The organism is Nostoc sp. (assembly GCF_036917635.1).
Lineage (GTDB): Bacteria > Cyanobacteriota > Cyanobacteriia > Cyanobacteriales > Nostocaceae > Nostoc.
In genome coordinates this window covers 15,220-41,038 of record NZ_JBALCW010000094.1, presented here as the reverse complement: position 1 = coordinate 41,038, position 25,819 = coordinate 15,220, and the positions used below count along the sequence as shown (strand labels likewise).

Here is a 25,819-nt window from a genome sequence, read left to right as displayed (position 1 = left end):
CAGCTTAATTCAATTTTGATAAGGAACGATAGATATTGGCTAAACCAATCGAATAGTTTTTAATATCAAATGGTTCAACACTTTTTCTTGCAGCACTCCCCAGACAGAGGCGTAAAGCTTGATTTTCAATCAACAATTGTATAGCTTCTGACAATTGTTGAATGTTTCCTGCTGTAACTAGCAGACCATTTTGATTTGAAATCACTAATTCAGGAATACCTCCTACGGGGGTTGAAATCACGGGTAATCCCCAACCAAGAGCTTCTAGAATCGCCATAGGCAAACCTTCATTGTAAGAAGGCAAAATAAAAATATCTGCTTTTGACAACACTTCATCCCGTTTTGTAGAATTAATCCAGCCCAAAAAAGTGACATTATTTATAAGGTTGAGACTAGCAGCTAATTCCTGCGCTTTTTCGATTTCACCATCTCCTGCCAGAATTAACTCGACAGATTTTTTTTGATCATCTGGTAGGACAGCAAATGCCTGAATTAAATCAAATGCGCCTTTCCGTTGACCGATTCGCCCACAAAACACCAAAATAATTTTAGTCCGATTTTGGCGGTCAGGAACCTGTATAGGTAATTCGCAGGGGTTAGGCAAGATAATAACTTGCTTCGGATTTAAACTAAGATTTAAGATATAGTAATCATGCCAAGTTTTTGAAAGAACAATAAACCCTTGGCAACGCTGAAATAGTGAACTTAAAACTTTTTGTGCTAGTTGAGGTAGTTTAGCATAGGTTACTTGAAATTCTGCACCATGAGCGTGGATCAAGAAGGGCTTATTAAATATTAAGGAAAGAACACAAAAAATAGCTTTTCGGAGAACACTACCACCTTCGGAAAGATGAATGTGTACAGCATCTATTTTTTGAGTAAACATTAGCCATAAAAATTTTACTAAAGCTTGAGCAAAAATACTTATTCTGTGGTATACCGAACCTTCATCATGAGTGGTTATGTGCTGAATTACAATATCATGAATAATATGCTTAATTATCAGTTTTTCAACTGATGCTATTCCTCCATTTTGTTCTAGACTAGCCCCTAACATCAATATCTGCATTTGGTTCATTCACATCAACCTATGTAATTCTTAGGTAATAATTCAGGTCTAAAGTAAAAGAATTCAAACATGTAGCTTGTTGAAAATCGCTAATAATGTCTTGAATAGCCTGTTGAAACAAGTAAATTATGGAACCTGACTGATGACATAGGCTTGTAGTCCCTTCAATAACTCAATATAGCGGCTGTAAGACCTAAAGGATTCTACTCTTTTTTCTAAATCTTTACAAGCTTTTACTCAATTAGCATACACACTTTATATTTTGTCTATGTAAATTTGCTAGTAATGTCTGTATAATCCTCTTTTCTGTCTCTGAGTAAAGAAAAATAAGATGCTGACCTGGAATACTTTTCAAAGCCTTGCTTGATCGACAAAGCTCAACAAATCTTGTCTGGAGCCAAGCACGGAGAAACAAGGTTTAAAATACTATAAACCTCCTCCAGAATTATTTTATGGTAAGTAATCGGACAAGATTAATTACACAAAAATCTGGGCTGAAATCCTTGACTGGCAAAGAATTGGTAAATAACAATATGTCATTAATTCTGTCCAGGTACTTAAGTAGAGCCTTTTTAGCTTGATTCAATTGATATCTGCGATATAAACGCTGAAAAATTTATTAAATGGAGAGCTAATTAACTTGGGATTTTTTCAATCTACAATAATTGTTTGCAAGAGGTATATTCTTTAATGAGAGTAATAAAAGAGCGTTAAAGCCTATTTTCACTACCAGCGAATTCTTTAGGTTCGTAGTGACGACAACCATTACAGGGGCCTTCGGGATTGACAGCACAACGCATGTAACCTGATCGGGCATTAAATTTGCAGCTGATATCGCCAATTAGATAACCTACACCTTCTAAATAATAGCGATCGCCTTCTCCAGGTCTGACGTTTTGTCGTCCCTGCATCGCTGGAAAATTCATGGCTGCTTGTCTGAGTCGTAAGCGCGATCGCGCATGGGTTTTGCGGATCGCCCACAGGGAAATCAGGGACGGTAAAAAACCAACGGCAATCACTAAAAGTGTCTTTAACACCTTCTTTTTACCTCTTCTATGCGCTGATTGATTGTCCCTGATGTTGCACTCTGGTTTTACGGAAGTGCAAATATTAGGGCAGGTTTGCCTACTGATACCACAGTTGGTAGCAATTAACAATAGCAATATGGTAAGGAATTTTAAGTCAGAATTTCCTTCTGCCATTTCAATCAGCATAACTGTTACAACCTCAGAGGTGATCTGCCGTTGAATATTAATAATTTTAAGATTTGTTGACTAATACCTTTTTTAGGAAGCGTTTTGTGTCAGCCTCAGCCCCATTCTTGTTTTTTCTGTGTCGTTGCGATGCTAATCTTTTTTTGGTTTGCTGACGAAGTTGCTGTGCTAGCAGTGCGGCTTCCCTTTCGGCTCGCAATAAATCAACTTTTCGCGTTCTCAGAATAAATGATTTGTCAGACTTTCGTTTCACCCAAGGGACGCTAACTGCGAAATAGTGACAAATATTTTTGCATAGCTCTTTTACACTGAGTGGGTAACGTTTTTGAGTATTCAGTGTGTTAGCGATCGCTTTCAACTCTAATATTGCTGCTTCTAACTCTTGCGCCATCTGATTGATGCGTTCGACTTGTGTTATAAAACGCTCCCGTTCACTGATGATTTTTTTTTCTTGGGGTTGCAGTGGCACTATAGCAGTAATTACAGATGTAGGCTGGAACAGCAAAATGGGCTTTTTGTCCGTATCTTGGTTTTTTTTCATACCACCTCAAGCAAGGCTAGCTGACTTCTAAAGCATTTTAGCAGCTAGTTAGTATATTTGTACTATATAAATTGTGTATATGAGGTTTATATAGCTTTTCCTAATCAAATGAGGTACTTGGTAAGAAAATATTAGAACAGCTTGAATCAAAAGCAAAGTCTTTGGGAATTTCAAAATTATTTACAGAAGCCAGTATTACAGCTAAACCTTTTTTTGAAAGCCAAAATTTTATTGTTGTGAAACAGCAAGAGGTAGAACGTAGAGGGCAAAAACTGAGAAATGTTATTATGGAAAAATCAATTTAATAATTACTATTTTTTTTATCCAAACAAGTAAATTATTTATTTTTTAAAAAATTGACTTAAATCTAGTGGATAAGTTTAAATTTATTTCAATAACTGATTAATTTTAATTTGCAGTTTTTCTCGTAATTGTTGCGCCTGCCGATAAATTACTTTATGTCCTTTGTTTGAATAGTTGTGCAATTCTGCTGCTTCCAAAGGCTGAATAAAGTAATGCAGGCGAGTTCTCATTGCCCAAACTCCCATTGAAGGAAATAGAATTAAGGCAAGCATTAAAGGCGAGATAGGCAAAAATGGTAATTTAACTAGTCGTTGCAATTTTTTGAAATTAACAGCCCAAGGATGTAAAGATTCATTACCGATGCAAACTACTGGGAGAATAGGAATTTGATAGCGATCGCTCAACTTAATAAAACTCACATCAAACTTTTCTAGTTGATAGCGTTTCCTCCAACCTTTCCCAGGGCCACGGATACCTTCGGGTGCATATAAGAGAATTTTACCTTGGGCGATGCCTGCGGCGGGCGCAGCGATCGCTGCTTCAAAATCATCTGATTCGGCACGCACACCACCCAAAACCTGCGACCATTTAGGTGGTAGCCACCAAATTATCCAAGGATGTTCAAACAATACAGGACTTGCTAATGGTTGTACCACCCATCCTCTAGCTTCACTTAATAAATAACCCAAGGTCAAAAAATCCCAAGGAAAACTCATCCCTGCGTGGTTCATTGCCATAATCAATGGCCCTGTTTGCGGCAAGTTTTCGACTTGTTCTAATTCTCCACGAAAATAGTATTTGACGATGGGTGCGACAACTTCTTTGCCAAAAGCTTGTTGATATTTGGGATCAAATTCACTAACCTCTGTTCGAGGTGAACGAAAACCAAGACGCAACCACCGACTCAGCAACGCCAGATAAAATCCGCCAGGAATTAAAAATAATCCATATTCTGGCCAATTCCAACCCTCTGAATCGGTATGATAATGCTGCCAATGACGGTTAAATATAATTAGCCAGCCTGGAGGATACCAAAGACAAAACCAATCAAACCAGCTAAATATATAGCCTTCACCTGGTACATTTTCTAGTTGAGTGTTTAGGTGGTTTTCGGAATGTTGATTAATCAAAATAATGATATTAATTATACACAAATTTTATTTAAATCTTATTATAGCTTTATCGCTTTGCCTTTGGGATATTATCTTAGAACTAAAATTGACTAAGTAGGTAGGCGTAATTAAACATAAGATAAAACCTCACCCTCAATCCCTCTCCGATGCTTTGGAGAGAGAGGGAAGCCGCAGGCAGGGTGAGGTTTTATAAGGAGAGGGAAGCCGCAGGCAGGGTGAGGTTTTATATTTAATTTGACCCACTTACATGATTTGGAAACACTTATAAATCCCAAGTATTCGATAAAACTTATGTATCCAGCATATCTGTAGCAATCCTATCTAAATTGTCAAAATTCGCAGTATCTAACTTTTCACCAATGATTTATAATTGCTATATATAATATTAAGTAGGTTACGAAAGATAATTATGTAATATAGTAACCATAGATTTTTGGCGATGCTTGAAGATTGAAAATTATCAAGGCACTTATTATACCATTTGATATTAAATACCCACAAAAGTTAATGTTTGTTTTATAGTTACCTTATAGAGTGATTTTGTCTCAAAAAGTTATTGTAGCACCACATTAAAACAGTTAACAGTTATCAAAAGTATGGTAGACACTTAAATCAGTCAACAGGAATTAATTAAGACTAATAAATAATATTGATATTTAGCCAAAAGATGAAATTGACAATAACTAATGATAGTTTAAATTCTTCCTCAAGCGGGAGACAAATGGCGAGACAGGTGTCCTACTCTTCCTATTATGGAACTAGGAAACTCACTAAAAATTTCAGATTTAATCCGTGAACTTCGGCAGCAGCTCGATCTCTCTCAGGAAAAGTTTGCAGCCAAGTTGGGAGTTTCCCTGCGAACAGTTAATCGCTGGGAGAAAAAATCTACAGTGCCTTCACAGATGGCACTAAAGCTAATTGAAGAAATGTTACATAAAATGGGCGAACCAGGCAAAAGACTGCTGAACGAGTATCTCCTAAAAGCGGAGCAACGGGAGGACTCTTAAGATGATACTGAAAGTACTCAAAAAAATTTTGATGATGCGCTCTTGGTTACTAACATATAGTGTGATGATTCTGGCAGTCATAGCGGCGCTGCTGCTGACGCGACTGTTGTTGCCAGTCTTTGATCCGAGCGTATTTACATTATTTTATGCTGCCGTGGCAATCAGTGCCTGGTATGGCGGTATGGGACTTGGAGTACTTGCGATCGCTCTTTCTGTTACAACTGCGCTCTATTTTTTGATAGAGCCAGTCTACTCATTCGATCTTCTCAGCCCAAACGTTTTGGTAAGATTAACCTCGTTCTCACTAGTATCCTTCTTAATTACTGCCCTATCTTCAGAGTTGCGAACTGCCAGAGGGAAAGCAGAGACAAGCCTAAAATTGTTGCAAAATAGCGAAAAGCGGTTTAGTCGCTTGGCACAATCCAATATCATTGGAGTTTTCATAACTGATATGAGCAACGGCTCGATCGTGGAAGCCAACGATGCTTTTCTGAAGATGTTGGGCTATACGCGAGAAGATTTTGCCGCTAACCAAATGAACTGGCACGAGATTACCCCACAGGAGTATTTTTTATTAAGTGAGCATTCAGTAGAAGAACTTAGAACAACTGGAGTATGTAAACCCTTTGAGAAAGAATACATCCGCAAAAATGGCGATCGCATTCCCGTTTTACTCGGTTCTGTTGTCGTGGGAGATACTCAAGAAACGGTGATTGGCTTCGTTGTTGATTTGAGCGAACAGCAAGCTGCGCTACGCGATCGCAAACAAGCAGAAGCGGCATTACAGCAAGCCAATGAGCGGAACACACGCACTCTAGAAAACATGAGTGATGCATTTATTACTTTAGACCGAGATTGGCGAATCATCTACCAAAATGCCGAAGCAGGGAGAATTAACGGCAAACCCCGGACAGAGGTTATCGGTAAGTCGCACTGGGAGGAATGGCCTTTATCAGTAGGCACTAATGTAGAGCTACAGTACAGAAAGGCGATCGCAGAACAGATTCCCGTCTACTTTGAGTATCACTATTACTTCCCGTCGCAGTATGACTTCTGGCTGGAGATTCACGCCTACCCTTGTGAAGATGGTCTTGATATTTTCTTCCGCGACATCAGCCAACGCAAGCAAGTAGAGAAGACAGTCCAAGCAAGTGAAGAACGCCTCAAGAGTTTTTTTCAAGCGAATATAGTTGGTATTCTCTTTGGTGATGTGAATGGTAGCATCACTGAAGCCAACGACGAGTTCTTGCGAATTGTGGGCTATACCCAAGCAGATATCCAGTCAGGCAGATTACGCTGGACTGATATCACGCCTCATGAGTACCAATATTTAGATGAACTGGCTATTTCCGAGGCAAAAGCGAAGGGAACCTGTATTCCTTATGAGAAGGAATGCATTCGCAAGGATGGTTCCAGTGTGCCGGTTGTAGTTGGTTACTCTTTGTTAGGTAAATCTCAACAAAAATCAGTTGCATTCATTCTTGATATTAGCGATCTTCAGCAAGTTAAAAAAGCGCTGAGTCAGAGTCAAGAGCAATTTCAAGCTTTTATGGACAATATTCCCGCCGCAGCGTGGATTACGAATGCAGACGGACGTGTACTTTATCTAAGCCCCACTTATCTGAGTACATTTGATGTCGGAACAAATAAGGCGATTAATAAAAACATTTTTGACCTATACCCAACCGAAATCGCTCAACCCTTCCTCGATAACATTAGAATGGTTGCCCAGACGAACCAAGTTTTTGAAGCGATCGAGTCTGCCCCACGCACAGATGGCACTCTGGGGGAATTTTTGGTATATAAGTTTCCCATTGCCGATGCATCTGGGCAACGCCTGGTAGGAGGGGTTGCAGTTGACATTACCGAACGCGAACGCGCCCTTCGGGAACGCCAGCTTGCTGAAGTTGCCTTGCAAGAGCGCAGTGAACTACTCAAACTGCTTTCAGAAACAACCAGCGATTTGCTTTCAACAGAGCGCCCCTTGGATCTAATGAATAGCTTGTTTAGCAAACTATCGGCGCAGATGGATTTGCATTTTTACTTCCACTATTTAATTGAGACGCACGAAAATAAGCAGAAACTTCGGTTAGTGGCTTGGAACGGCATTACTGATGAAGTCTTTCAAGCAATTGAATACCTAGAATTTAATCAAGGAATGTGCGGACTAGTGCTGCAAGAACGCCATCAAATTGTCGTCAATGATGTGCTGCACTCTACTCATCCAAATGCCGACATTCTCAGAGATTTGGGAATCACAGCTTATGCAGGTCAACCATTAATTGCTCAGGGAAAGGTGCTTGGTGTCCTTTCCTTTGCCAGTCGCACCCGTACCCGCTTCACTTCTGGGGAAATGGCCCTATTACAAGCAACCTCCGATCAGGTGGCGGTTGCTCTGGAACGCGCTCAGTTGATGGATTCGTTACAGCAGCAAAAAGAGCAATTAGTCCAAGCTAACCGAATCAAAGATGAATTTTTGGCGGTTCTTTCCCACGAACTTCGCACACCGCTAAACCCGATTTTGGGATGGTCGAAGTTATTGCAAACTAAAAAGTATGATGAAGCAACCACCACTCGCGCTCTCGAAACCATTGAGCGCAATGCCAAGCTTCAGACGCAACTAATTGAAGATTTGTTGGATGTATCTCGCATTTTGCAAGGTAAGCTCAGTCTGAATATTGCTTCTGTAAATCTGGAAACTGCGATCGCATCTGCAATAGAAACTGTTCGTCTAGCCGCCCAAGCCAAATCTATCAATTTGCGATTTACTATTTTAGATTTGGGATTAGAAAATTCTCACAAAAATTTAGATATCGATTTTAACAACCAACCTGAGAATCTAAAACCCCAAATCCAAGTTGCGCTTTCAGCACCCGAAAGATTCAATCCAAAATTTCTAGTAACTGGTGATTCAAGTCGCTTGCAGCAAGTTATCTGGAATCTACTTTCCAATGCTATTAAGTTTACACCCCAAGGTGGACAGGTAGAAATCAGTTTACAGTCTGTTGGTTCTCAGGCTCAACTTCGAGTCAGTGATACAGGTAAGGGAATTAACCCAGATTTTTTACCATTTGTATTTGAATACTTCCGACAAGCTGATGGTGCAACTACCAGAAAATTCGGAGGATTGGGATTAGGATTAGCTATTGTTCGTCACATTGTAGAGCTACATGGCGGCACAGTTAAAGCTGAAAGTTTTGGCGAAGAACAGGGAGCAACTTTTACAGTCATGCTACCTCTGATAAAGACTCATCTCAATAGCCATCAAATTGATAAACAACTTGATGATTTCCCCGATCTAAATGGGGTGAAAGTTCTCCTTGTTGATGATGAACATGATACGCGAGAGTTAATTGCTTTCATTTTAGAGCAGTCTGGCGCGGTAGTAACTCAGGCCGCATCTGCTATGGAAGCACTACGAATTATGCCTGAGTTTCAGCCAAATCTGCTGTTAAGCGACATTGGAATGCCAGAATTAGACGGCTATATGCTGATGCGTCAAATCAGAGCTATGTCAGCAGAACAAGGAGGGACAATTCCAGCGATCGCCCTTACAGCTTATGCATCTGAGGCTGATTCTCAACAGGCGATCGCCGCCGGATTTGGGCAGCATATCACTAAGCCTGTGGAGCCAGGTAAATTAGTTCGAGCGATCGCTAAGGTAATTTGTAATTCTAACAATCTGCGTTAGATCCCCAACAACTTTTACAAAGTCGAGGAGCTGTATACCACAAATTTTATCAAAATTTTGATACCAATTCATACAAGGATATACTATCTCTATTGTGAACTAAAAACTATAGCTTAGGTGCGATCGCGGTTGAACAAGACTATTTTTTACTAAGATGCACATTATATCAATCTCTAATTTACCCATTCATCAGATACAGTATCTAACAGCAGCTTCTGGTGGTATTGGTGTTATTGAGAAATATTTACCAGTTTTATTAGGAGAAGTTGATTATTTACCTAATAATTTAGAGGCAATTACTGTTACTAGTGATTTACAAGGAATTGACCCTAAAAATCAACAACTTCTCGGTCATCTTGTCATAGAAGAATTAGAAAAATTGTCAGAGATCGGAAAAATTGCCTCACTAAAAAATACAGGCATTATTTTAGCAGGTGATTTATATGCAGAGGTCAATAGGCGTAGTGGAGTAGTGGGCGATATCCGAGAAATTTGGCAAGCTTTTAACCGACGATTTTGTTGGGTGGCTGGTGTTGCTGGAAATCACGATAGTTTGGGTAATACACAAGAAGAAATTCAGATTTTTAAACAAAATCGGAGTATTTACTATCTTGATGGTGATATCAGAAGAAATGGTGAGCTTAATCTTGCCGGTATTTCTGGTATTATTGGCAAAAAAATCAAACCCTTCAGACGGACTGAGAAAGAATTTATTAGAACAATTCGGGAACTTATAAAGCAGTCACCAGATATTTTAATTTTACATGAAGGCCCAGATTACCCACAAGGGAATTTGGTTGGAAAAGAATCTATCCGCAAGGAGTTAGAGAAAATCAATCTAACTAATAATTTGTTAGTTATCTGTGGCCATTCTTATTGGAAAATTCCGATGATTACTTTAGAAAATGGTATCCAAGTCATTAAAGCAGATAGCCGTATTATTGTATTTCAGGCGAAGAAATAATATCAAGTCCCTATTAAGATATAAAATTGGGCGATCGCAGTTAACATCAAGGCAGAATTTTTTTTACATCAGAATAGGCAAGTATTTTTTCATCTACACTCACCAAAGGAACATCATACATTCTTGCTGTTGAAACGATAATTTTATCGGCTGGATCTTTATGAAAATTTCCTGGAAGGGAGTATGAATCAATGGCAATTTGGGGAGTGATTGATAGAATAATTACTCCCTCTTGTGCCAAAGCAATATCGAACCATTCTTGAATCGAACATGGAAGAATTAACTTATTTTGGGTAACAAGTCTGCTAATCTCTAACAAACTTATGGAGCAAACACCTAAACCATGAGGTCTTTCCCTATTTATTGCTTCACGGTGGGGAGGAGTCAACTTTGAATCATTGTGATTCCACCAAACCCAAATATGAGTATCAAGAATGATCACAAATCGTTCACTTCATAATTTTGATTCATTTCCCAATCATCATCAGAAATAACGGGTTCATTAGGATCTGCCAAATAAGCATAGGGTTGCATTTCTCCAAGAGGATTAACGGCAAATTTGCTTTTATTTTCCAAAGAATACCTGATTTGTCCCAAATTTTCTTGGATACTTTGATTCAAAATAGAAGAAGCTAGTTCTTCAACAGACATTTTTTTTAAAGCCGCAGCTTTTATTAGAGATTCTTGAGTTTCTTGACTGATGTAAATATTAGTACCAATCATTGTTAACTGCTCCAAAATACTTACCTAAACTTACTTAATAGTTTTGAATAGTGATTTCTTCCCCCTTCCAGCAAGGATCTCGGCATCTTCTTGTCTAGGGGCGTTTAGTTTCGGTCAAGCCAACCGTACTTTATCTATAGCTGCATTTTCAAGGTTGATAGAAGCGTTCTCATCACGATATTGAATATATCCGCAGCTACCCCAAAGGGATGTGATTGAAACATGGTTGCAAGGCAAAGTTGAGGGAACCGATAAACTTTAAATAAATTTAGGGAAGAATTTGTTCATTTAGTTTTACTTTTTCTATTTTTTTACATTATACCAAACACGATCGCCAATCATTTTAGTCATGTAATGTTAGGATTCCTTCCTCTAATCAACTGACGAGATCGGCGATCGCTTCTGAAGTAGAAACTACGTTTTCAGGTTGATAGCGGATGCCAGCTTGCTTAAAGCGATGTAAAGCTTCACCCAAGCGATCGCAATCGGCAATCAAACTGATTCTGACATAACCCTCACCTGCAACTCCAAAGGCATTACCTGGCGTAAGAACAACGCCAGTTTGCTGCAACACATTCAGAGCAAAATCCGTGGAACCCATACCCACAGGACACTTCACCCAAAGATACATAGTCGCCTTGGTTTTGGGGATATCCCAACCCAACTCTCCTAACCCTTGAATGAGGAAATCACGGCGGGTACGGTAGCGTTGTTGTACTTCATGCAAATACACATCTGGCAGTTGTAAAGCAGTTTCGGCTGCTGTTTGTAATGCGGCAAAAATACCGTAATCCAAGTTAGTTTTCAGTGTTCGTAAACCTTGAATTACATGGCGATTACCCACCACAAACCCTACGCGCCAACCAGCCATATTATAGGTTTTAGATAAGGTGTGAAATTCCACACCAATTTCTTTCGCGCCGGGAATTTCTAGCAAGCTAGTGGGTTGATAACCATCAAAAGCTAACTCGGCATAACACAAATCATGCACCAGCAAAATTTCATATTTGCGGGCGAAGGCAACGATTTCTTCAAAAAATTCGCGGGGGGCGGTCGCAGCAGTCGGATTACTGGGATAGTTGAAATAGAGAATTTTAGCTTGTTTAGCAACCTCATCAGGAATTGCAGCTAAATCAATTAACCAGTCATTTTCTGGTTTGAGGATCAAGCTGTGAATTTTTCCGCCTGCGATCGCAGGCCCCCGAAAATGGGCGGGATAAGCTGGGGAAGGAACTAGAACTAAATCACCAGGGTTAACGTAGGCAAGTGCTAAATGGGTTAAACCTTCTTTAGAACCAAGTAGCGGTAAAGCTTCACTATCAGGATCGAGAACCACACCATAACGGCGATGATACCAGTTAGTGATCGCTTGGCGGAAACTAGCAGTTCCCTCAAACGGAGGATAACCGTGATTGGCGGGATCTTTCAAGGCAGCGATCGCAGCTTCTACAACTGGTGCTGGTGTTGCACCATCCGGGTTTCCCATACCCAAATCAATTAAATCTAACCCTTGTTCCCGTGCTTTAGCTTTCAGTTCATCTAAACGGGCAAATACATAGGGCGGTAGTTTTTGTATCCGTTCTGCTGGGACAATCCAATTTAAACTCATGCTTCAACCTCGTCACTGATTCCCTTGGGCGAAACTCGATTCATCGTATCTTTACTATCTATAGGTGCAGTAGTAGAAACCATTGCTGCCATCAACTGTTCTGGCGCGACTTTAAACGGTAGTCGATGGATGTCAGAATTAAGAACTAGGGCAATTTCGGCGGCTGTTTGCAACTCGCCTAATGTAATATTGCCCAATCCCAAATCGCTTAATTTTTGGGGGAGTCCAATTTCTGTGTAGAACTTTAACAACTGTTGCCGTGCCGATGCTGCTAGTTGATTGCCTTGTAGCATTTCTTCTAAACGCAGTTGTACCAAAATTCCAAAAGCAACTTTTTCGCCATGAATACTACCATGTCCTGAAATGTGCGTTAAACCATTATGCACGGCATGGGCCGCAACTGTGCGACATTGCGCTCCTCCAAGTCCTCCAACTACCCCAGCTAATAAAACAGTTGCGTCTACGACTTCTCGCCAAACCTCACTACCTGGTTCTTTCAGGGCGGCGGCTGACTTTTGCAACAAGATATCTCGCAAAACTCGCGCTTGTTGCACCGCCGCAATAATTAAAGTGTCTTGCAAATGCCCACTGCTAACTGAGGCTTCATACCACTTAGCGATCGCATCACCAATTCCAGCGACTAAAGTCCGTTGTGGTGCAGTTTTAATCAAGTCATAATCAAGGATCAATAAATCGGGACAACGAGACAACCCCACATCGTAAAGAAACGCCCCATTTTCCGAATAAACATTCGACAAGGCACTCCAAGCTGCACAAGTAGAAGCTGATGTCGGAATTGTCACCACTGGTAACTGTAACTGATGCGCGACTAATTTCGCTGTATCTAAGGCTTTGCCACCACCAACACCGATAATTACATCAGCTTTATGTTCTTTTGCTTTCTTCTGTAAAGATTTCAGGCTAGCTTCACAGCAATCTGCACTGTATGAAGCTTGAGCAGTATGTAAGGAATGCGTTTCTAAAACTGGGAGCAAATTTTTTCGGCTGATGGCGAGAGTAGAATCACCTGCCACAATTAAAGGACGACTTCCCAAACAGGCGATCTCTGCTGCTTTTGCTTGCAACACCCCAGAACCACGGATTACTTTTGCTGGGGCAACTGTGAGCGTCAATAATGAACTAGAGGTTTGAGTAGACAAAGAAGGTTGAGTAGAAATTTGATTAGACATATAATCTAGTTTGCCAAAACCTTGATATTTCTTAATCTAATAGACTTGCAGCCAGGGATGCTTGTTGCCAAAATGGTTTTTGGATGGCTCCAACCTTACACCCGACTCATTTGGATCTGAGCCAAGCAATAAACTAGACAAAGTAGTTTCACGAAGTTGCTTGAATCTATAATGCCCATTAGCTTGAAATTCCGAACTATCAAAGTTTTGAATAACTGTATAATAAATTAACATTACCATTCTCAGATTCTCAAGAAAGGAGAATAATCTGTCGATGGTCATTCCAGCTATGGATAGGTGCGTAGGAGCGAACATTTATCTCTATTCCCCGACAGCTAATTCATTTGCTGCAAAGACTTGTAAAAATGTCAACAGTGGTAATTAGGCTAAAAGCTGACAAATTACAACTGTCAGTACCCATTACCTGTACGTTAATTAACTTTTTCCAAAGTGTAACCAATAAAAATGTAAATATCTTAATATAAAAATAACTATTAATGTATCGGTAAATACAAAATAAACTATGTCATCCTGATAACAGGTAAATTATTTTTGTCCTTTTGCATGAGACAGGGGATAAGGAGAAACTTGTAAAAAAAATTCTCCCTGCCCCCAGGAAGAACTGCCTCTTAAGCGGTAGGTTTTGACAATTGGGCGAATTTTTCTGTGTAAATTTCGATTGCGATCGCAGAATTTTCTCGAGAGACGAGCGATCGCTTGGCTTCACCCAAGTAAACTGGTACAGAAGTCCCTGATTCCGGGTGGATAATGGTACGAGCGCGAACTGTCAACTTGTCCTCTTGGCGTGTACCTGAGCGACCAGAAGAAAACAGATTACTAACTGCTTGACGTAAAGTTGCATCTAATTGTGTGGGTGTAATTTTGGGTGATGTGGCAATCACCGCTTGTGTTGACCCATTGTCATAAACTAGAGTGTACCGGGCTGCTCCTGGAATCACAGTCCGACTCAAGGGGACTATCGAGAGTGCAAAGAAACCAGCCGTCAGCACCAGCATAAAGCCAGTCGTACCCACCAGCCGAAAGCGGATGCCCCATTTGAGAATAAAAGCCAAAAATGTTAAGGCAGCAAATAGCAAGGTAGCGATACCTGACCATTGGGTGTACTGAAAAAAGTTAGCTGTTGTGAGCATAAGGTTGGTTATGGATGCGTCTTTGTTTCGTTACCGACACACCCATTTTACCGAGAGCTTACACCATACTGGTTATTGCAGTCTTTAATGCCAATCAGAATATTGGGTGCGTAGACGCTTCCTCGGCTTGTCGTCAGATATCGCAGTCATAACAAAGTTTAAACTTGGGTTTAGCCTAAGTTGAGCGGTGAAATGGAGCCAACCTCAGAACAATTGAAACGTTTAGCAAGTTACCTTCGATGAGCGAACAGATAACTCTGTATTTGGCTCGTAGTTGCGCCCTCTTGCGCTTTAGCGCAACTACGAGCCAGTGATGATTATTTGCGCCCACTTACTTGTTCGATTTTGTTAAGTTGTAGCGAATAAAGCTGGGAAAGAAATTGCTTAACCAACTTCCCCAGCCTCCCCAATTTTTCTAGAATAGTATTGGCTCACCAGAGACGATATGGGAATTTTGAGATGTCTGCAACTTAGTTTGAACACTATCAATGATTGCTACCCAATCAGCATCTCGGTTCCATTTGGAGTCAATGCGGGTTTTAGTCGCTGCGTCGTAGAGGTTACAAAAAACTACATTCTCTTCTCCAGCAGTTGCAGCGATAATCAAAGGCTTGGAAAAGTCGTGGACTAGGGATACTGCTAAAAGAAAACTTTTAGCAAAATTCGTTTCTATTCCAGTCCTAACAATATAAATTTCATCGGCTCTAACAACGATGTCTAACTTAATGTTGTCCTTTTCTCTAAATTCTTTTGTCGTTAATTTAAGTTCGGATATATACCCAGTTAGCCCTGTTTTTTGTACAGGAATAGTTATTTTATTATTAATATCGTAATTATACCATAGGTAGGACTCTCCGCTTAATTCTCCTTTTTTTACATACAAATATATAGGTTCTGGCGGGTTACAAAGACCTAGCTTAATTTCAGTAACCATGTTTTACATTCCTTTATGATAGATAAAAATTTTTTTGATATTTCGGCAAATTCAATATTTTTTAAACTTGTGTTTAACCGACTTTCCGCACTTCATCGTGTAATATGCGTAGATTTCCCATAGGTGGAAAAAAATGGTTAAATCAACAACATAAATCGCCAATGGTATTCAATATTAATACTTAATAATTTGAACATTATTAGGAATTTTTATTGAAAAGATAGATAATACATTTTGAAGTGCGGAATGTGGGCTTAACTCAAGAAAAATAATAAATATACAAAAGGGCATCTACAAGAGATGCCCGTCATGCAGGAAAACCCCAAAGGGTTGTCCCTACACCTTCCCAACAATCAGCAACAGTAACTAATTATGTATTAGCTACACTCACAGACGTGAATATAGTAATCTTATTAACTTGAAACTATAAATGTCCCCAGTGCATACACTGAAAAAGAAATGATGGATATTTAAAGTTGCTGTTTGTCATTTCCTGACTGATTTGGATGAGATGCAAGCCTATCATGTGGGTTGTAACGATATATTACTCCACAAATAGCAGCCAAAATTAACCATGAAAAGGCATTCAAACGAAAATCGAATATGGTTACATCTACTGTGTTCAATAGAACCCACGCAGCAAAAGCCAGAAGATAACTGAAAAATATCAATCTGTCTTCTTTATTTATATATTTGGACTTTCGGAGTAATTGGACACCTGTAATCAGAATCCAAGCGAGTAAGCCAAAAAATAACAGAGTACTGGGAAAACCAGTTTCAGCAGATAACATCAAAAACAAATTATGGGGATGACCCAACCGAGTATGCATCTGGGCTTTGTAGAATGTACTAAAACTATGTAACCCCCAGCCAGTCCAAGGATGTTCCTGAGCTAAAGACCAGGCAAACTGCCACTGAGTTTTTCGCATTAAAGCGACTGGTCTATCGGGATACATGTCATCATTTAACCTTGCCCAAAAGAAGGCAGGAACGTAGTGACGAAAAAATTGAGCGACGGGCGAGGGGGCAAAAGCTGCCAAAAGCACACTAGAAACGATCGCAGTGACGCCCCCCACAAGAATGCGCCAACCTTGGTAGAGTGCATAAGCTAAACAGGCAAAAATAGCGATCGCCCACCCATTGCGCGAGTTGGTAAAAATCAAGGCAATGAAATTTGTAATCATTGCCACGGTTAGGAACAGGAGGAGGAGTAGGGACTTGTACTGAGCGTTCGCGTAGAGTCTCGAAGAGTTGCCGAAGTAGTGGGGAGTGGGGGGATAAGGGGGGAATGACTGTTTATTTTTGACTCTTAATTGCTGATAGTTTTCTAGCCACAACCCTAAACCAAGAATGAAAATTATCACTAGATAAGCTGCGAAGGTGTTAGCGTGCAAGAAGAGTGAGGCTATGCGACCTGGTGGATTTCCTCCTGGTACGATTATCCAATTGAACACAACCCATAAAATCTCTAAATTTAAACTCCAGCCTAAAAATAACTGCCCCAAGCCGATAATTAGCAGGGGCATAGAACCGATCACCAAAATCCAAGCCATTTGCCGCAATTGGGTAAATGTTTGAATCAGGGTACTATGGGCAACGAAAAGTAAAAAGAAGGGTAAGAAATTAAATAAGCCGAGGAAAGCTAATGTCTTGCCATCGGCAAATCCAGCACTCACCAGCAGCAAGACACTCAAAAGGGCAAATCCCCAGTTGAGAGGGCGGCGACTAATTTTGCGGGATTGTTTCAACCAAGTTATTAATGATACAAAACCGATAGTCACAGCCCCCACTAGAGGACTCAATGGGAAGATTAACAAAGCCCATAGAGAGTAGTTCCAAGCAGATTGCCAACGAGACTTAAAATAGTCAAAAACCTTGTTCAAGCTGGCTCCCAACATTCCTCACGAGTGAGGCGAATTTGAGCTAAGGTGAAAATAGTCGGGATAATCCGACCATAGTTAGTGGCGATCGCTCTCCACCCTAAATCTGCAAAAAACCAAGTCCACATTATCGGCCCAATTACAGCAAACATAGTGCGGGCTGCCCCATAACGAGCTGCATTCACAGTCATACCCCGTTGCGCCATTTGCATGGCTACATAGCTTTGAAATTGCGTTCCAGCTGCTTCTGAGCCTGTAATAGCCGCTTGTTTGGCCACTTCATAAGTAGCAAAGTGGATGGCAAATTGACGGGCAATCTGCTTAAGTACAAATGGCTGGAGCATGGAACTAACAGCGATCGCACTACCACCTTTGAAAAGTAACCCCAAGGGGTCACGTTGCAATAAAAGTGGTAGGGGTTCTTTTAGTTCTGATTTGACAAGCTGACGCTGCACTTGTAGAGTCAATTTTTGCTTTTCCTGTTCAGGTAATTTTTTCCACACCTGTCCTAGCAAATGTAAAAATACTTCTGCTTCTAAATCAATGGTTGCCAGCCGATTAGAATAGGTAATTTTTAGGTATTTACATACGTGAACTAACGCTTCTCGGTAAGTAACCTGGCTTGTCCGTCCCCGCAATACTGTCATCCCGTCTGCCGCCAAAAAGCGAAAGCGACCCTCTAGTGCATCTAGCCAAGCTTTGCGGTCTTGGCTTTGTACTTTGATGGGTTCGGGTGTGTGTACATAGTCTAAGGGATTGAACTTACGACTAAATAGAATTGCGGTTAAATCTTGCAATTCTTCTTCGGTCGCTAACTCTAGCGCCGCCCTCATTTCATCCAATGTCCCTTCCTCCCTTCTATGCAGCTTTGTGTACCTTATTCTACTATTAGCTTTCAGCAGTCATTAGTAGTAATTTTGTCCTTTGATAATAACGAATAACTAATACTTCGGCTTACCTCGCCTTCGGTTCCATGTCCGCTTTTTCGAGATGCTTGGCACAAGTCGCTCAATATAAGTAACCAATTACTAATAGCCAATGACTACGGACTATTGACTCATGACTGATATTGCAGTCATTGGTGCCGGAATAGTCGGTTTAGGGACTTCCAGAAATTAAATTATTCAATTTTGGAGCAAAGATGATCATTAGATTCTTCCTCCCCTGCTCCCCCTGCTCCCCCCCCTGCTCCCCCTGCTCCCCCTGCTCCCCCTGCTTACCAAAGCGATGGGATATTTTTTTAGTTGGAAGTCCCTTAGTCTGCGTCCAGCAGTTAAGTCAAGCTGGATATTTGCTGCTAGTGGTGGAATCCGGTGGTTTGGGGGGAAGGCTGGCTACACGCCGCTTCATGGGGGTTGCTACCTGAACAGGACTTACGCTTTCAAGGCAGTGAAAGCCTTGATTTACCGTAGGGGCAATTCATGAATTGCCCCTACATTTCGTACCTGATGCGTAAGTCCTACTGAAGAGGTTAACTTCATGAAAACGGTAGTCAATTTAACACAGCAATCGGTAGTAGGAAAGATTGAAAGCGTTTTGCTATAAAAGTAAAATATCCACTGGAGTTTAGATTAGATGGGTAATTTTAAACTCCAAATAATGAAAAAACTCCAGAAATTTTTGTGACAAATCTGGAGCCAGGAAAGATACGCATTTACCTATACCAAATTTTCACCGTCAGAGAATCCTACGTCATCAGGGTATACACTCAAATATAGATAAAAGTCTATGAGGATAAACCACTGTGCTTCTGCAATCTACATAAATGGCATTTTTTGTCAATGCGTCACTTATAATAACTTTTCTGTGGGAAGATAACGCAAAACAGCCTCAGTTCGTCTGAGGCTGTTTTGCAAGAGTTATTTGGCAGGAGGGGTACATCAATAACTGATGCCCCATGTTTAGATATAAATAATTCAGTATGCATCCCTATTCAGCCGTGTTTTGGCATATCTGGATGATTTAGAAAATTGCGACACCGAACAGCCCGTCGTAGACATCGCTTTTTCCAAAAAAACTCCAGAGGCATTAAGTGCATCTGGAGTAGTAACAGGTTTCTAACATCAATCAATTTTCACTTATGCGATCGCTAGATGTCGTTAGAGTATATACTCAAATCTATTTATGTCTATTCATCCGCAAATCGACCCGCAAATTACCTTCAATTATACCCTTGATATAAATTTATGTAAGTAATTGTACCAAGAAAAACTCGGTTTGGAGTTATGGCTCGATTAAGAAAACTGTCAGAGTTATACTGTCAGTAGTTCTGAATACTTAGGTTTGTGTCAAGCAAGTGAAATATCAACTCCTCCAGCCGACGTGTTCAGTGCTACTGAAACTTTACCAGATTTCAAAGTTTTGAAATATATGCTTAATTGAAGCGTTAGATGACTAATAGCAATTTTGGATTTTGGATTCAATCATCAAACTCTTAACTGAGTTACCGCAATATTGCCGGAAAAACATACATCTACATCGCTCCCAGGAGTGCGATCGCGTTTGCCATATTCGCCTACATAATAAAAATTATCGCCTTCAATTCGATAATTTACTGGCATTGGTCTGTTACAGGGTTGACAAAATACCATATTCGGATCTGGTTCTCCTGGTTGCAGATGCGGCAAGTTCACATTCCAAAAGCTTCCCGGTTCTAGGGGACGCTTGAGTAACTCCGCTAAAACTTCAACTGTGAATTTAGCAGCCATATCCCAATCAAAATTCTGCTTGGCTTTGCGATATTGAGAAATGGCAATTCCAGGAATACCGTGCATTGCAGCTTCCCGCACCGCAGCCACTGTGCCAGAAATGTAGACATCGACTCCTAAGTTGCCCCCAGCGTTGATCCCTGAAAGCACAAATTTGACATCTGCGCTAATTTGTGTTATTGCAATTCTCACACAATCTGCGGGAGTGCCTGCGATCGCATACTCAGTCTGAGAACGTCGCTGAAGGTTGATGGCACGAGTGGTGGTAACTTGATGTCCACAGCCAGACTGATGATCGCAAGGAGCCGCGATAATAGCATTTTTTCCGTTTACAGCTTTCACCAGCGCTCGGATACCGGGGGCATCAATGCCGTCGTCGTTAGTTAAAATTATGGTCATGTATATATTATATTGATATAAATTTAGCTAAAATGTCCGAAAAATGCAGATATCACCCATCAATGGGTATACCAGGAAAAGCTACTTGCAGATATGAAAAAATATGCTTAATTCTGCCAAAAATATTGATTATACGATATCCTTCCTTTCTAGATGGTTTGCAAATACCGCCCTAAGTTTTTGGATTAATCCCCAAAATGGGCGGTATTTCTTGTCAATTTAATGCTTGCAACCGCCCTCAGAACAAGTTTGTGCAATCAAAAAATTCCGTAAGGGACTGACAAATAAAAAAATGTTCCAAAACTGACGCAAAAACTCTCTCTATTTCTTCTCTCTGCGTTCTCTGTGTCTGGAGTGGTTCGTTTATTGGAATAATTTATTTCTTGGAAGTCCCTAAAATATATATCTGCTGGCAGTAACAGAAACTTTATACTGAAGAAAATCGGGAACGAGGTGATTTTTGCAGTGATTCTGTAGTATTTTTGGTGCAAGTCTGTCTTAGGGATCACACGATGAAACAGCTTCTCAAACAAGTATTTAACAGTCAAAAACACCTCATCCGGCTAATTCTCCCTTTGGTGACGGTTATTTTAGCAGCCTCGCTGTTTGCCGCACCTGTTTTTGCTACAGGTGTGAATCAAATACCCAACCTCACAGCAGGGAATAACAACTGGGTTTTAGATCAAGGTGAGGTTATCAGCCGTCTGAATGAAGGTAAGATTAACAGCGCTTTCGAGGATTTGGCAAAGCAAACAGGTAAGGAAGTTAGAATTGTTACTGTTCGCCGCCTCGATTACGGTGAAACACCAGAAAGCTTCACCAAAGAACTGTTTAAAAAATGGTTTCCCACAAAACAAGCCCAAGCTAATGAAACCTTATTGGTTATTGATACGGTTACTAATGGTACTGCCATTATTACTGGGGATGAAGTCAAGCCAATGCTTACTGACTCTATTGCCGATAGTATAGCTACTGAAACAGTAAGTGTGCCGTTACGCAATGGTAACAAATACAATCAGGCATTTCTAGATGCCAGCGATCGCCTTGTCGCTGTCCTCTCTGGCAAAGCCGATCCAGGCCCACCAAAAATCACTGAAAATGTACAGGTAGAAGGCACCTTCAAGAAAGCAGGCGAAACTGACCAAGGTAACGCTACTGCTTGGGTAGTAGGATTGTTAATTGCCGCCACTGTTATCCCAATGGCGACTTATTACATCTATCAGATAAATCAGCCATCATCTAATGGGTAATGGGAGAGTTAGGAGTTAGGAGTTAGGAGTTAGGAGTTTTTAACTCTTAACTCCTCACTTTTAACTTTAATCTTGAACATACTCTTGCCCTGTAACTAAAGCTACCTCAGCCCTGACAAATTCTCGACCCAAATAAGCTGCATGATCTAATTGAGTTACAGGAGGGGGTTGAGTTTCTTCAAAAATCTTCACGCAAAGTTCTTTCGCTGTCCTCGCACTAAAAACGGTTGTGTGGGTTCGTTCTACCTTTTGTCGGGCCGGAATTACCTTTCCCGTTTCGGGATCGACAGCTAAACCGCGATCGTCAATCACATTTGTAAAATGCTTGGTATAAATTAACCCGGCATCTCGATCCAAGTAAATAATGAAATATCCACCGGGATCAAGATCAATATGACGCTGTGAAAGTTTATCATCAATTGCGGCTAAATTTTCAACTATTAAATCCATAAGCATTAGAGTAACCTTTAAATAAAGTGAGTAAGCTCTTAGCAGAGGGCTTACAGTAAGAGCAAGAAGCAAAGAGATAATCATTGCCATCGCCACCAGAGAGCAGATTATCACCTTGTGAATAGCTAACATTCAAGGAATCAGTACCTGAATTTTAGCGTTAAGTCTCACAAACCGAAAGAGGTTGAGTTAAACTCAACCTCTGATAAATTCTTAAATTTAGAATTGCTGTTCGCACGCGATTACCTACTAGAATAGGACTTACGCAATAACTCTCTGAAACTCTTATTCCTTTGCGTCCTTTGCGTCCTTTGCGGTTCGTTTTTTCATTATTTTGCGTAAGTCCTGTAGAAGTTAATAGAATATCTTACCCCCGAAGAGAGAGCAGTCTAGAAGTGCAGAGTTCCCACAATGCCATATTGAGGATCATAAACATTTCCCCTTGTATCGAAGGCAAATAGACGACCCCATAGTGAAATTAGTCCTTCGTTGGGGCTTGCGTTGCTATAAGAAAAACTAATCACAGTGTTTGTTCCCTTGTTAAAGCCACGAGTTATATACTGGCCACCAAAATATTGAACTTGGTAAGTCTCCCCAGCTTTTAATGTCCCCAGCGCCAGCGGGTCTGTACTACCCGAATCGTTAAACTTGCCACCTACTTTATCGAAGGTCACTGTGAAGTTGTTGGCTGCTTCAATTTTTCCAATTAAATCACACATTGAATCAGCAGAGGCAGGAGTTGCAAAGCTAAGAACTGTTGCTCCAGTTAGAAGAATAGATACAAAGCGTATAGTTTTCATCTAAATTTTTACATCCCTAAATATCAATTTGTTCATTCTGAAACTCCTTTGTGTGTTTGTTGAAAATTCAACCATGAATATGCCATTTATAGACCTACAGCGTATTTTAACTTCGTGAAGTACACATCCTAAGTCTCAAACTCAGGCATAAAGGCTGTTTTACTTCTGAATTCTGCTGTAAGGAAGTCGGCAGATAAAACCCATTTATGTTTAGTTTTGTAAAAACTGTATAATGATCAATTTCTCAGATGTTCGCTGATTTTACATTTCGTCACATAGCTTGATTTTTTAACGCCGATCTACTTAGTTCGTGCAATGCTATTGCAAACAACCGAATCAATGGTGGCATCATAGCTTTTCTTTCAAAAACAGCCTTACGGCGGAACTCAGTATCACGTTCATAATATCGTTATTTAGGCTACCAAGGTAAAGCGGGACACTTGACTTAACAATACTTATCGGTTAAGTTTTAAGCGGCTATAATTTTGCAGAAATTCACCCGGAAATTAAGCTTTTCTATATCAAAGGAAAGTAAACATTTGTTTGCCGAGTAAAACTGAATTATTTGGCAAACTCTGCTATAAAAGTAGTTCATTTTCCTCAATCATTTTTCTCACTAAACGGCAACTCTGCATTAATTGCCTCAATCTCCTGCTGTTCGAGTTGATTCACTTCCTTAATATAAGGACGTAAAATTTGTGCTAAACGATTATTGTAAAAGCGGTGCAAACTATGATTGGGCATAGCGGGGAAACCGCGCCGTTTTTTGTGACGCCCGCCCGCGCCAGGATCAAAAAGTTGGATATTGTTAGCGATCGCCCACTCAATCGGCGCATAATAGCAAGCATCAAAATGTAAGCAATCTATTTCTTCAAAACTCCCCCAATAGCGTCCATAGAGTTTGTCATCTTTAAATAAACAAAAGGACATTCCTAAAGGATGAGAGCTATCTTGCTCGCTATATGCAGCAAAAAACAAGACTCGATGGCGATAATCGGTGTGTAACTGCTCAAAAAACCTCCGTGTGAGATACTTGCTACCCCACCAGCCAAACTTATCACAGGTGTCAGCATAAAATTGGTGCATCAAGGGAAATAAAGACTGAGGAATTTCATCACCAGTCAGGGGTTGCAATCGCAAACCTGCTTTTTCCACAGCTTTGCGTTCCCGCTTGATATTGCGGCGCTGATTGGCGTTGAAAACTTTCAAGTAGTCATCAAAAGTTTTAAAGCCAGCATTTTCCCAGACGTAGCTGTGGTGTAGCCAAGTTGTAAAACCATGCCGTTCCAGCATCGGCCGCCATTGGGGATCGACGTAGAGAAAATGACACCCAGAAATTCGATTTTTAGCGCAAAAAGTGTCAATTTCATGCACCATCATCGCTGTGATTTCGTCTTCATCTTCTCCTGGGGCAATTAAGAAGCGATAGCCTTCGGCAGGAGTAAATGGCGTCATTCCCAGCAATTTTGGGTAATATTGAACTCCGATGCGGGAGGCTAACTCTGCCCATTGATGATCGAAAATAAATTCACCAGAACTATGTCCTTTGAGATAAAGTGGCGCAGCAGCAATCAGCGTTCTATCTCGCCACAATGTCAAGTGATTCGGCAACCAACCAGCTTTAGCCGTAGCACTATGGGAGGTTTCGATATTGTTCAGCCACTCCCATTCTAAAAACGGTGTTTTGAGTGGCATTGCCAAAGCATTCCAGGCATTTTGGGGTACTTCAGCAATTTTGTTCGTCCAAACGACAGAATAGCGAGGCTTAAGTTGTTCCACTTTTTAGGGACTGGGGACTAGGGACTAGGGACTAGGGAGTAGGAGGATAAGGATGAATACCCAATCCCCAGTCCCCAATCCCTTATTTAGCGTAATCTAATCTGCTGGTTGTTGCAGGCGATAGTGCAAAAAGACTTCCTGCTCAACTGCATGAACTTCTAGCAGTTGCAGCTTAGGAGCTAAATCGGGTAAAAATCCTTTCCCATCCACGGGTGTGGGTGCGGTATTACCACCTAAAATCAACGGACAGATAGTCAGCCATAATTCATCAATTAAATCTAGTCCCAGCAAGGAAGCGACTAATTCACCTCCACCCAAAACCGCCAAGCGTGTTATATGTAGAGTGGCTAGATGCTTTAAAGCTGCACAAATGTCTATTTCTCGCGTTGGTGTTTCAAAAACCAGAATTTGCTCAAATTCTGGAGGAGATTCTTGTGCTTTAGTTCCTATTGAGGGAAGCGTCCTTAAACGTCCTTTCCATGAAAGTTCTCCTGCTGTTGTCGTGATTAGCCAGCGTCTAACTGGTTGCTTAAAAAATTTAATTTCCGGATTGAGATTTGCAGAGTGTGTAGTCACTATATAAACTGGCTGCGGAGGTTTCCCTTCTTGCGCCCGAAGTTGCACTAGAGTTGGATCTGATATAGTAAGTGTTGTTCCGTAAGCCCAAAGAGTACCAGCACCGAATAAAACCGCATCAGAAGCAGCGATTTGTTTTTCTAAGTGTGCTTTATCCACCTTTGAGCCAAACCGAGCAGGCGATCGCCTAAAATCTGCTATCTTACCATCTGCACTCATTGCTAAAACAACTGTAGTGTGAGGACGATGTTGCAACATTAAATTGATTTGATAGTTTGAATATTTTTTTTGCTAGTGTGTAGATTATCAAAAAAAAATCGATGCCTGCAACCTACTATTTTACGACTTCACCACTGTATTTATATCCAATACAAACTGCTTTTCAATCTAGCATATATTAGTTTTGGTATACCACGTTTCTTTTTAAATCATAGCAATTTGTTAATTT

The 25,819-nt window shown here is 40.6% G+C and carries 23 protein-coding genes; 5 read left to right on the top strand and 18 right to left on the bottom strand.

Annotated elements, in window-relative coordinates; genetic code table 11:
• Positions 1-4: 4 nt before the first annotated feature.
• The 3 genes from V7K32_RS21760 to V7K32_RS21750 all read right to left on the bottom strand — a co-directional run bounded on the left by V7K32_RS21760 (position 5) and on the right by V7K32_RS21750 (position 2,824).
• Entirely contained in the window at positions 5-1,078 is a 1,074-nt protein-coding gene (locus V7K32_RS21760; RefSeq protein WP_334995858.1) for a glycosyltransferase family 4 protein, read from the bottom strand.
• 701 nt (positions 1,079-1,779) lie between these two features.
• Complete coding sequence (locus V7K32_RS21755; protein WP_334996240.1) at positions 1,780-2,106, bottom strand: DUF6464 family protein; 327 nt, start codon at positions 2,104-2,106, stop codon at positions 1,780-1,782.
• 223 nt (positions 2,107-2,329) lie between these two features.
• A complete protein-coding gene (locus V7K32_RS21750) occupies positions 2,330-2,824 on the bottom strand; it encodes a hypothetical protein (protein ID WP_334995857.1) in 495 nt (164 codons plus the stop codon).
• A gap of 128 nt (positions 2,825-2,952) precedes the next feature.
• On the opposite strand from V7K32_RS21750, the gene V7K32_RS21745 reads away from it, so the two are divergent.
• On the top strand, positions 2,953-3,129 hold the full coding sequence (locus V7K32_RS21745; RefSeq protein WP_442938788.1) for a hypothetical protein: 177 nt from the start codon (positions 2,953-2,955) through the stop codon (positions 3,127-3,129).
• A gap of 81 nt (positions 3,130-3,210) precedes the next feature.
• On the opposite strand, the gene V7K32_RS21740 is transcribed toward V7K32_RS21745, so the two are convergent.
• The gene (locus tag V7K32_RS21740) at positions 3,211-4,257 is read right to left on the bottom strand and encodes a 1-acyl-sn-glycerol-3-phosphate acyltransferase (protein WP_334995855.1); all 1,047 of its coding nucleotides are present in this window, start codon (positions 4,255-4,257) and stop codon (positions 3,211-3,213) included.
• Positions 4,258-5,012: 755 nt separating this feature from the next.
• Between V7K32_RS21740 and V7K32_RS21735 the strand changes: the two genes are divergently transcribed.
• From V7K32_RS21735 to V7K32_RS21725, 3 genes are all read left to right on the top strand, one after another.
• A complete protein-coding gene (locus tag V7K32_RS21735) occupies positions 5,013-5,267 on the top strand; it encodes a helix-turn-helix domain-containing protein (protein ID WP_334995854.1) in 255 nt (84 codons plus the stop codon).
• A gap of 1 nt (position 5,268) precedes the next feature.
• Positions 5,269-8,958, top strand: a complete 3,690-nt coding sequence (locus tag V7K32_RS21730) for a PAS domain S-box protein (RefSeq protein WP_334995853.1) — start codon at positions 5,269-5,271, stop codon at positions 8,956-8,958.
• Between the two features lie 154 nt (positions 8,959-9,112).
• Entirely contained in the window at positions 9,113-9,922 is an 810-nt protein-coding gene (locus tag V7K32_RS21725; protein WP_334995852.1) for a metallophosphoesterase family protein, read from the top strand.
• A gap of 46 nt (positions 9,923-9,968) precedes the next feature.
• Here V7K32_RS21725 and V7K32_RS21720 read toward each other — a convergent pair whose 3' ends face one another.
• The 10 genes from V7K32_RS21720 to surE all read right to left on the bottom strand — a co-directional run bounded on the left by V7K32_RS21720 (position 9,969) and on the right by surE (position 20,516).
• Positions 9,969-10,364 (bottom strand): type II toxin-antitoxin system VapC family toxin, encoded by a 396-nt coding sequence (locus V7K32_RS21720; protein ID WP_334995851.1) that lies wholly within the window; start codon positions 10,362-10,364, stop codon positions 9,969-9,971.
• Complete coding sequence (locus tag V7K32_RS21715; RefSeq protein ID WP_334995850.1) at positions 10,361-10,660, bottom strand: hypothetical protein; 300 nt, start codon at positions 10,658-10,660, stop codon at positions 10,361-10,363. The genes V7K32_RS21720 and V7K32_RS21715 overlap by 4 nt, the downstream gene beginning before the upstream one ends.
• Positions 10,661-11,021: 361 nt before the next feature.
• On the bottom strand, positions 11,022-12,254 hold the full coding sequence (locus V7K32_RS21710; protein ID WP_334995849.1) for an aspartate aminotransferase: 1,233 nt from the start codon (positions 12,252-12,254) through the stop codon (positions 11,022-11,024).
• Positions 12,251-13,444 (bottom strand): iron-containing alcohol dehydrogenase family protein, encoded by a 1,194-nt coding sequence (locus V7K32_RS21705; protein ID WP_334995848.1) that lies wholly within the window; start codon positions 13,442-13,444, stop codon positions 12,251-12,253. The genes V7K32_RS21710 and V7K32_RS21705 overlap by 4 nt, the downstream gene beginning before the upstream one ends.
• Before the next feature lie 36 nt (positions 13,445-13,480).
• Positions 13,481-13,678, bottom strand: a complete 198-nt coding sequence (locus tag V7K32_RS21700; protein WP_334995847.1) for a hypothetical protein — start codon at positions 13,676-13,678, stop codon at positions 13,481-13,483.
• A gap of 395 nt (positions 13,679-14,073) precedes the next feature.
• The gene (locus V7K32_RS21695) at positions 14,074-14,595 is read right to left on the bottom strand and encodes a Ycf51 family protein (protein WP_334995846.1); all 522 of its coding nucleotides are present in this window, start codon (positions 14,593-14,595) and stop codon (positions 14,074-14,076) included.
• A 415-nt stretch (positions 14,596-15,010) separates the two neighbouring features.
• Complete coding sequence (locus V7K32_RS21690; protein WP_334995845.1) at positions 15,011-15,529, bottom strand: hypothetical protein; 519 nt, start codon at positions 15,527-15,529, stop codon at positions 15,011-15,013.
• Between the two features lie 470 nt (positions 15,530-15,999).
• The gene (locus V7K32_RS21685; RefSeq protein WP_334995844.1) at positions 16,000-17,427 is read right to left on the bottom strand and encodes an O-antigen ligase family protein; all 1,428 of its coding nucleotides are present in this window, start codon (positions 17,425-17,427) and stop codon (positions 16,000-16,002) included.
• Positions 17,409-18,251, bottom strand: coding sequence for a YaaW family protein (locus V7K32_RS21680; RefSeq protein ID WP_334995843.1), 843 nt, complete (start codon positions 18,249-18,251; stop codon positions 17,409-17,411). Before V7K32_RS21680 ends, V7K32_RS21685 begins: the two co-directional genes overlap by 19 nt.
• 1,584 nt (positions 18,252-19,835) lie before the next feature.
• The gene (gene surE / locus V7K32_RS21675; RefSeq protein ID WP_334995842.1) at positions 19,836-20,516 is read right to left on the bottom strand and encodes a 5'/3'-nucleotidase SurE; all 681 of its coding nucleotides are present in this window, start codon (positions 20,514-20,516) and stop codon (positions 19,836-19,838) included.
• A 512-nt stretch (positions 20,517-21,028) separates the two neighbouring features.
• Between surE and psb32 the strand changes: the two genes are divergently transcribed.
• On the top strand, positions 21,029-21,766 hold the full coding sequence (gene psb32, locus V7K32_RS21670; RefSeq protein ID WP_334995841.1) for a photosystem II repair protein Psb32: 738 nt from the start codon (positions 21,029-21,031) through the stop codon (positions 21,764-21,766).
• 66 nt (positions 21,767-21,832) lie between these two features.
• On the opposite strand, the gene V7K32_RS21665 is transcribed toward psb32, so the two are convergent.
• From V7K32_RS21665 to V7K32_RS21650, 4 genes are all read right to left on the bottom strand, one after another.
• Positions 21,833-22,216: a DUF4346 domain-containing protein gene (locus V7K32_RS21665; RefSeq protein ID WP_334995840.1), complete on the bottom strand. Its 384-nt coding sequence runs from the start codon at positions 22,214-22,216 to the stop codon at positions 21,833-21,835.
• A gap of 389 nt (positions 22,217-22,605) precedes the next feature.
• A complete protein-coding gene (locus V7K32_RS21660; RefSeq protein WP_334995839.1) occupies positions 22,606-23,016 on the bottom strand; it encodes a hypothetical protein in 411 nt (136 codons plus the stop codon).
• Positions 23,017-23,616: 600 nt separating this feature from the next.
• Positions 23,617-24,795 carry a GNAT family N-acetyltransferase gene (locus V7K32_RS21655; protein WP_334995838.1) on the bottom strand — a complete coding sequence of 393 codons (1,179 nt, stop codon included), beginning with the start codon at positions 24,793-24,795 and terminating at the stop codon, positions 23,617-23,619.
• Between the two features lie 96 nt (positions 24,796-24,891).
• The gene (locus V7K32_RS21650; protein ID WP_334995837.1) at positions 24,892-25,629 is read right to left on the bottom strand and encodes a RibD family protein; all 738 of its coding nucleotides are present in this window, start codon (positions 25,627-25,629) and stop codon (positions 24,892-24,894) included.
• Positions 25,630-25,819: the final 190 nt, after the last annotated feature.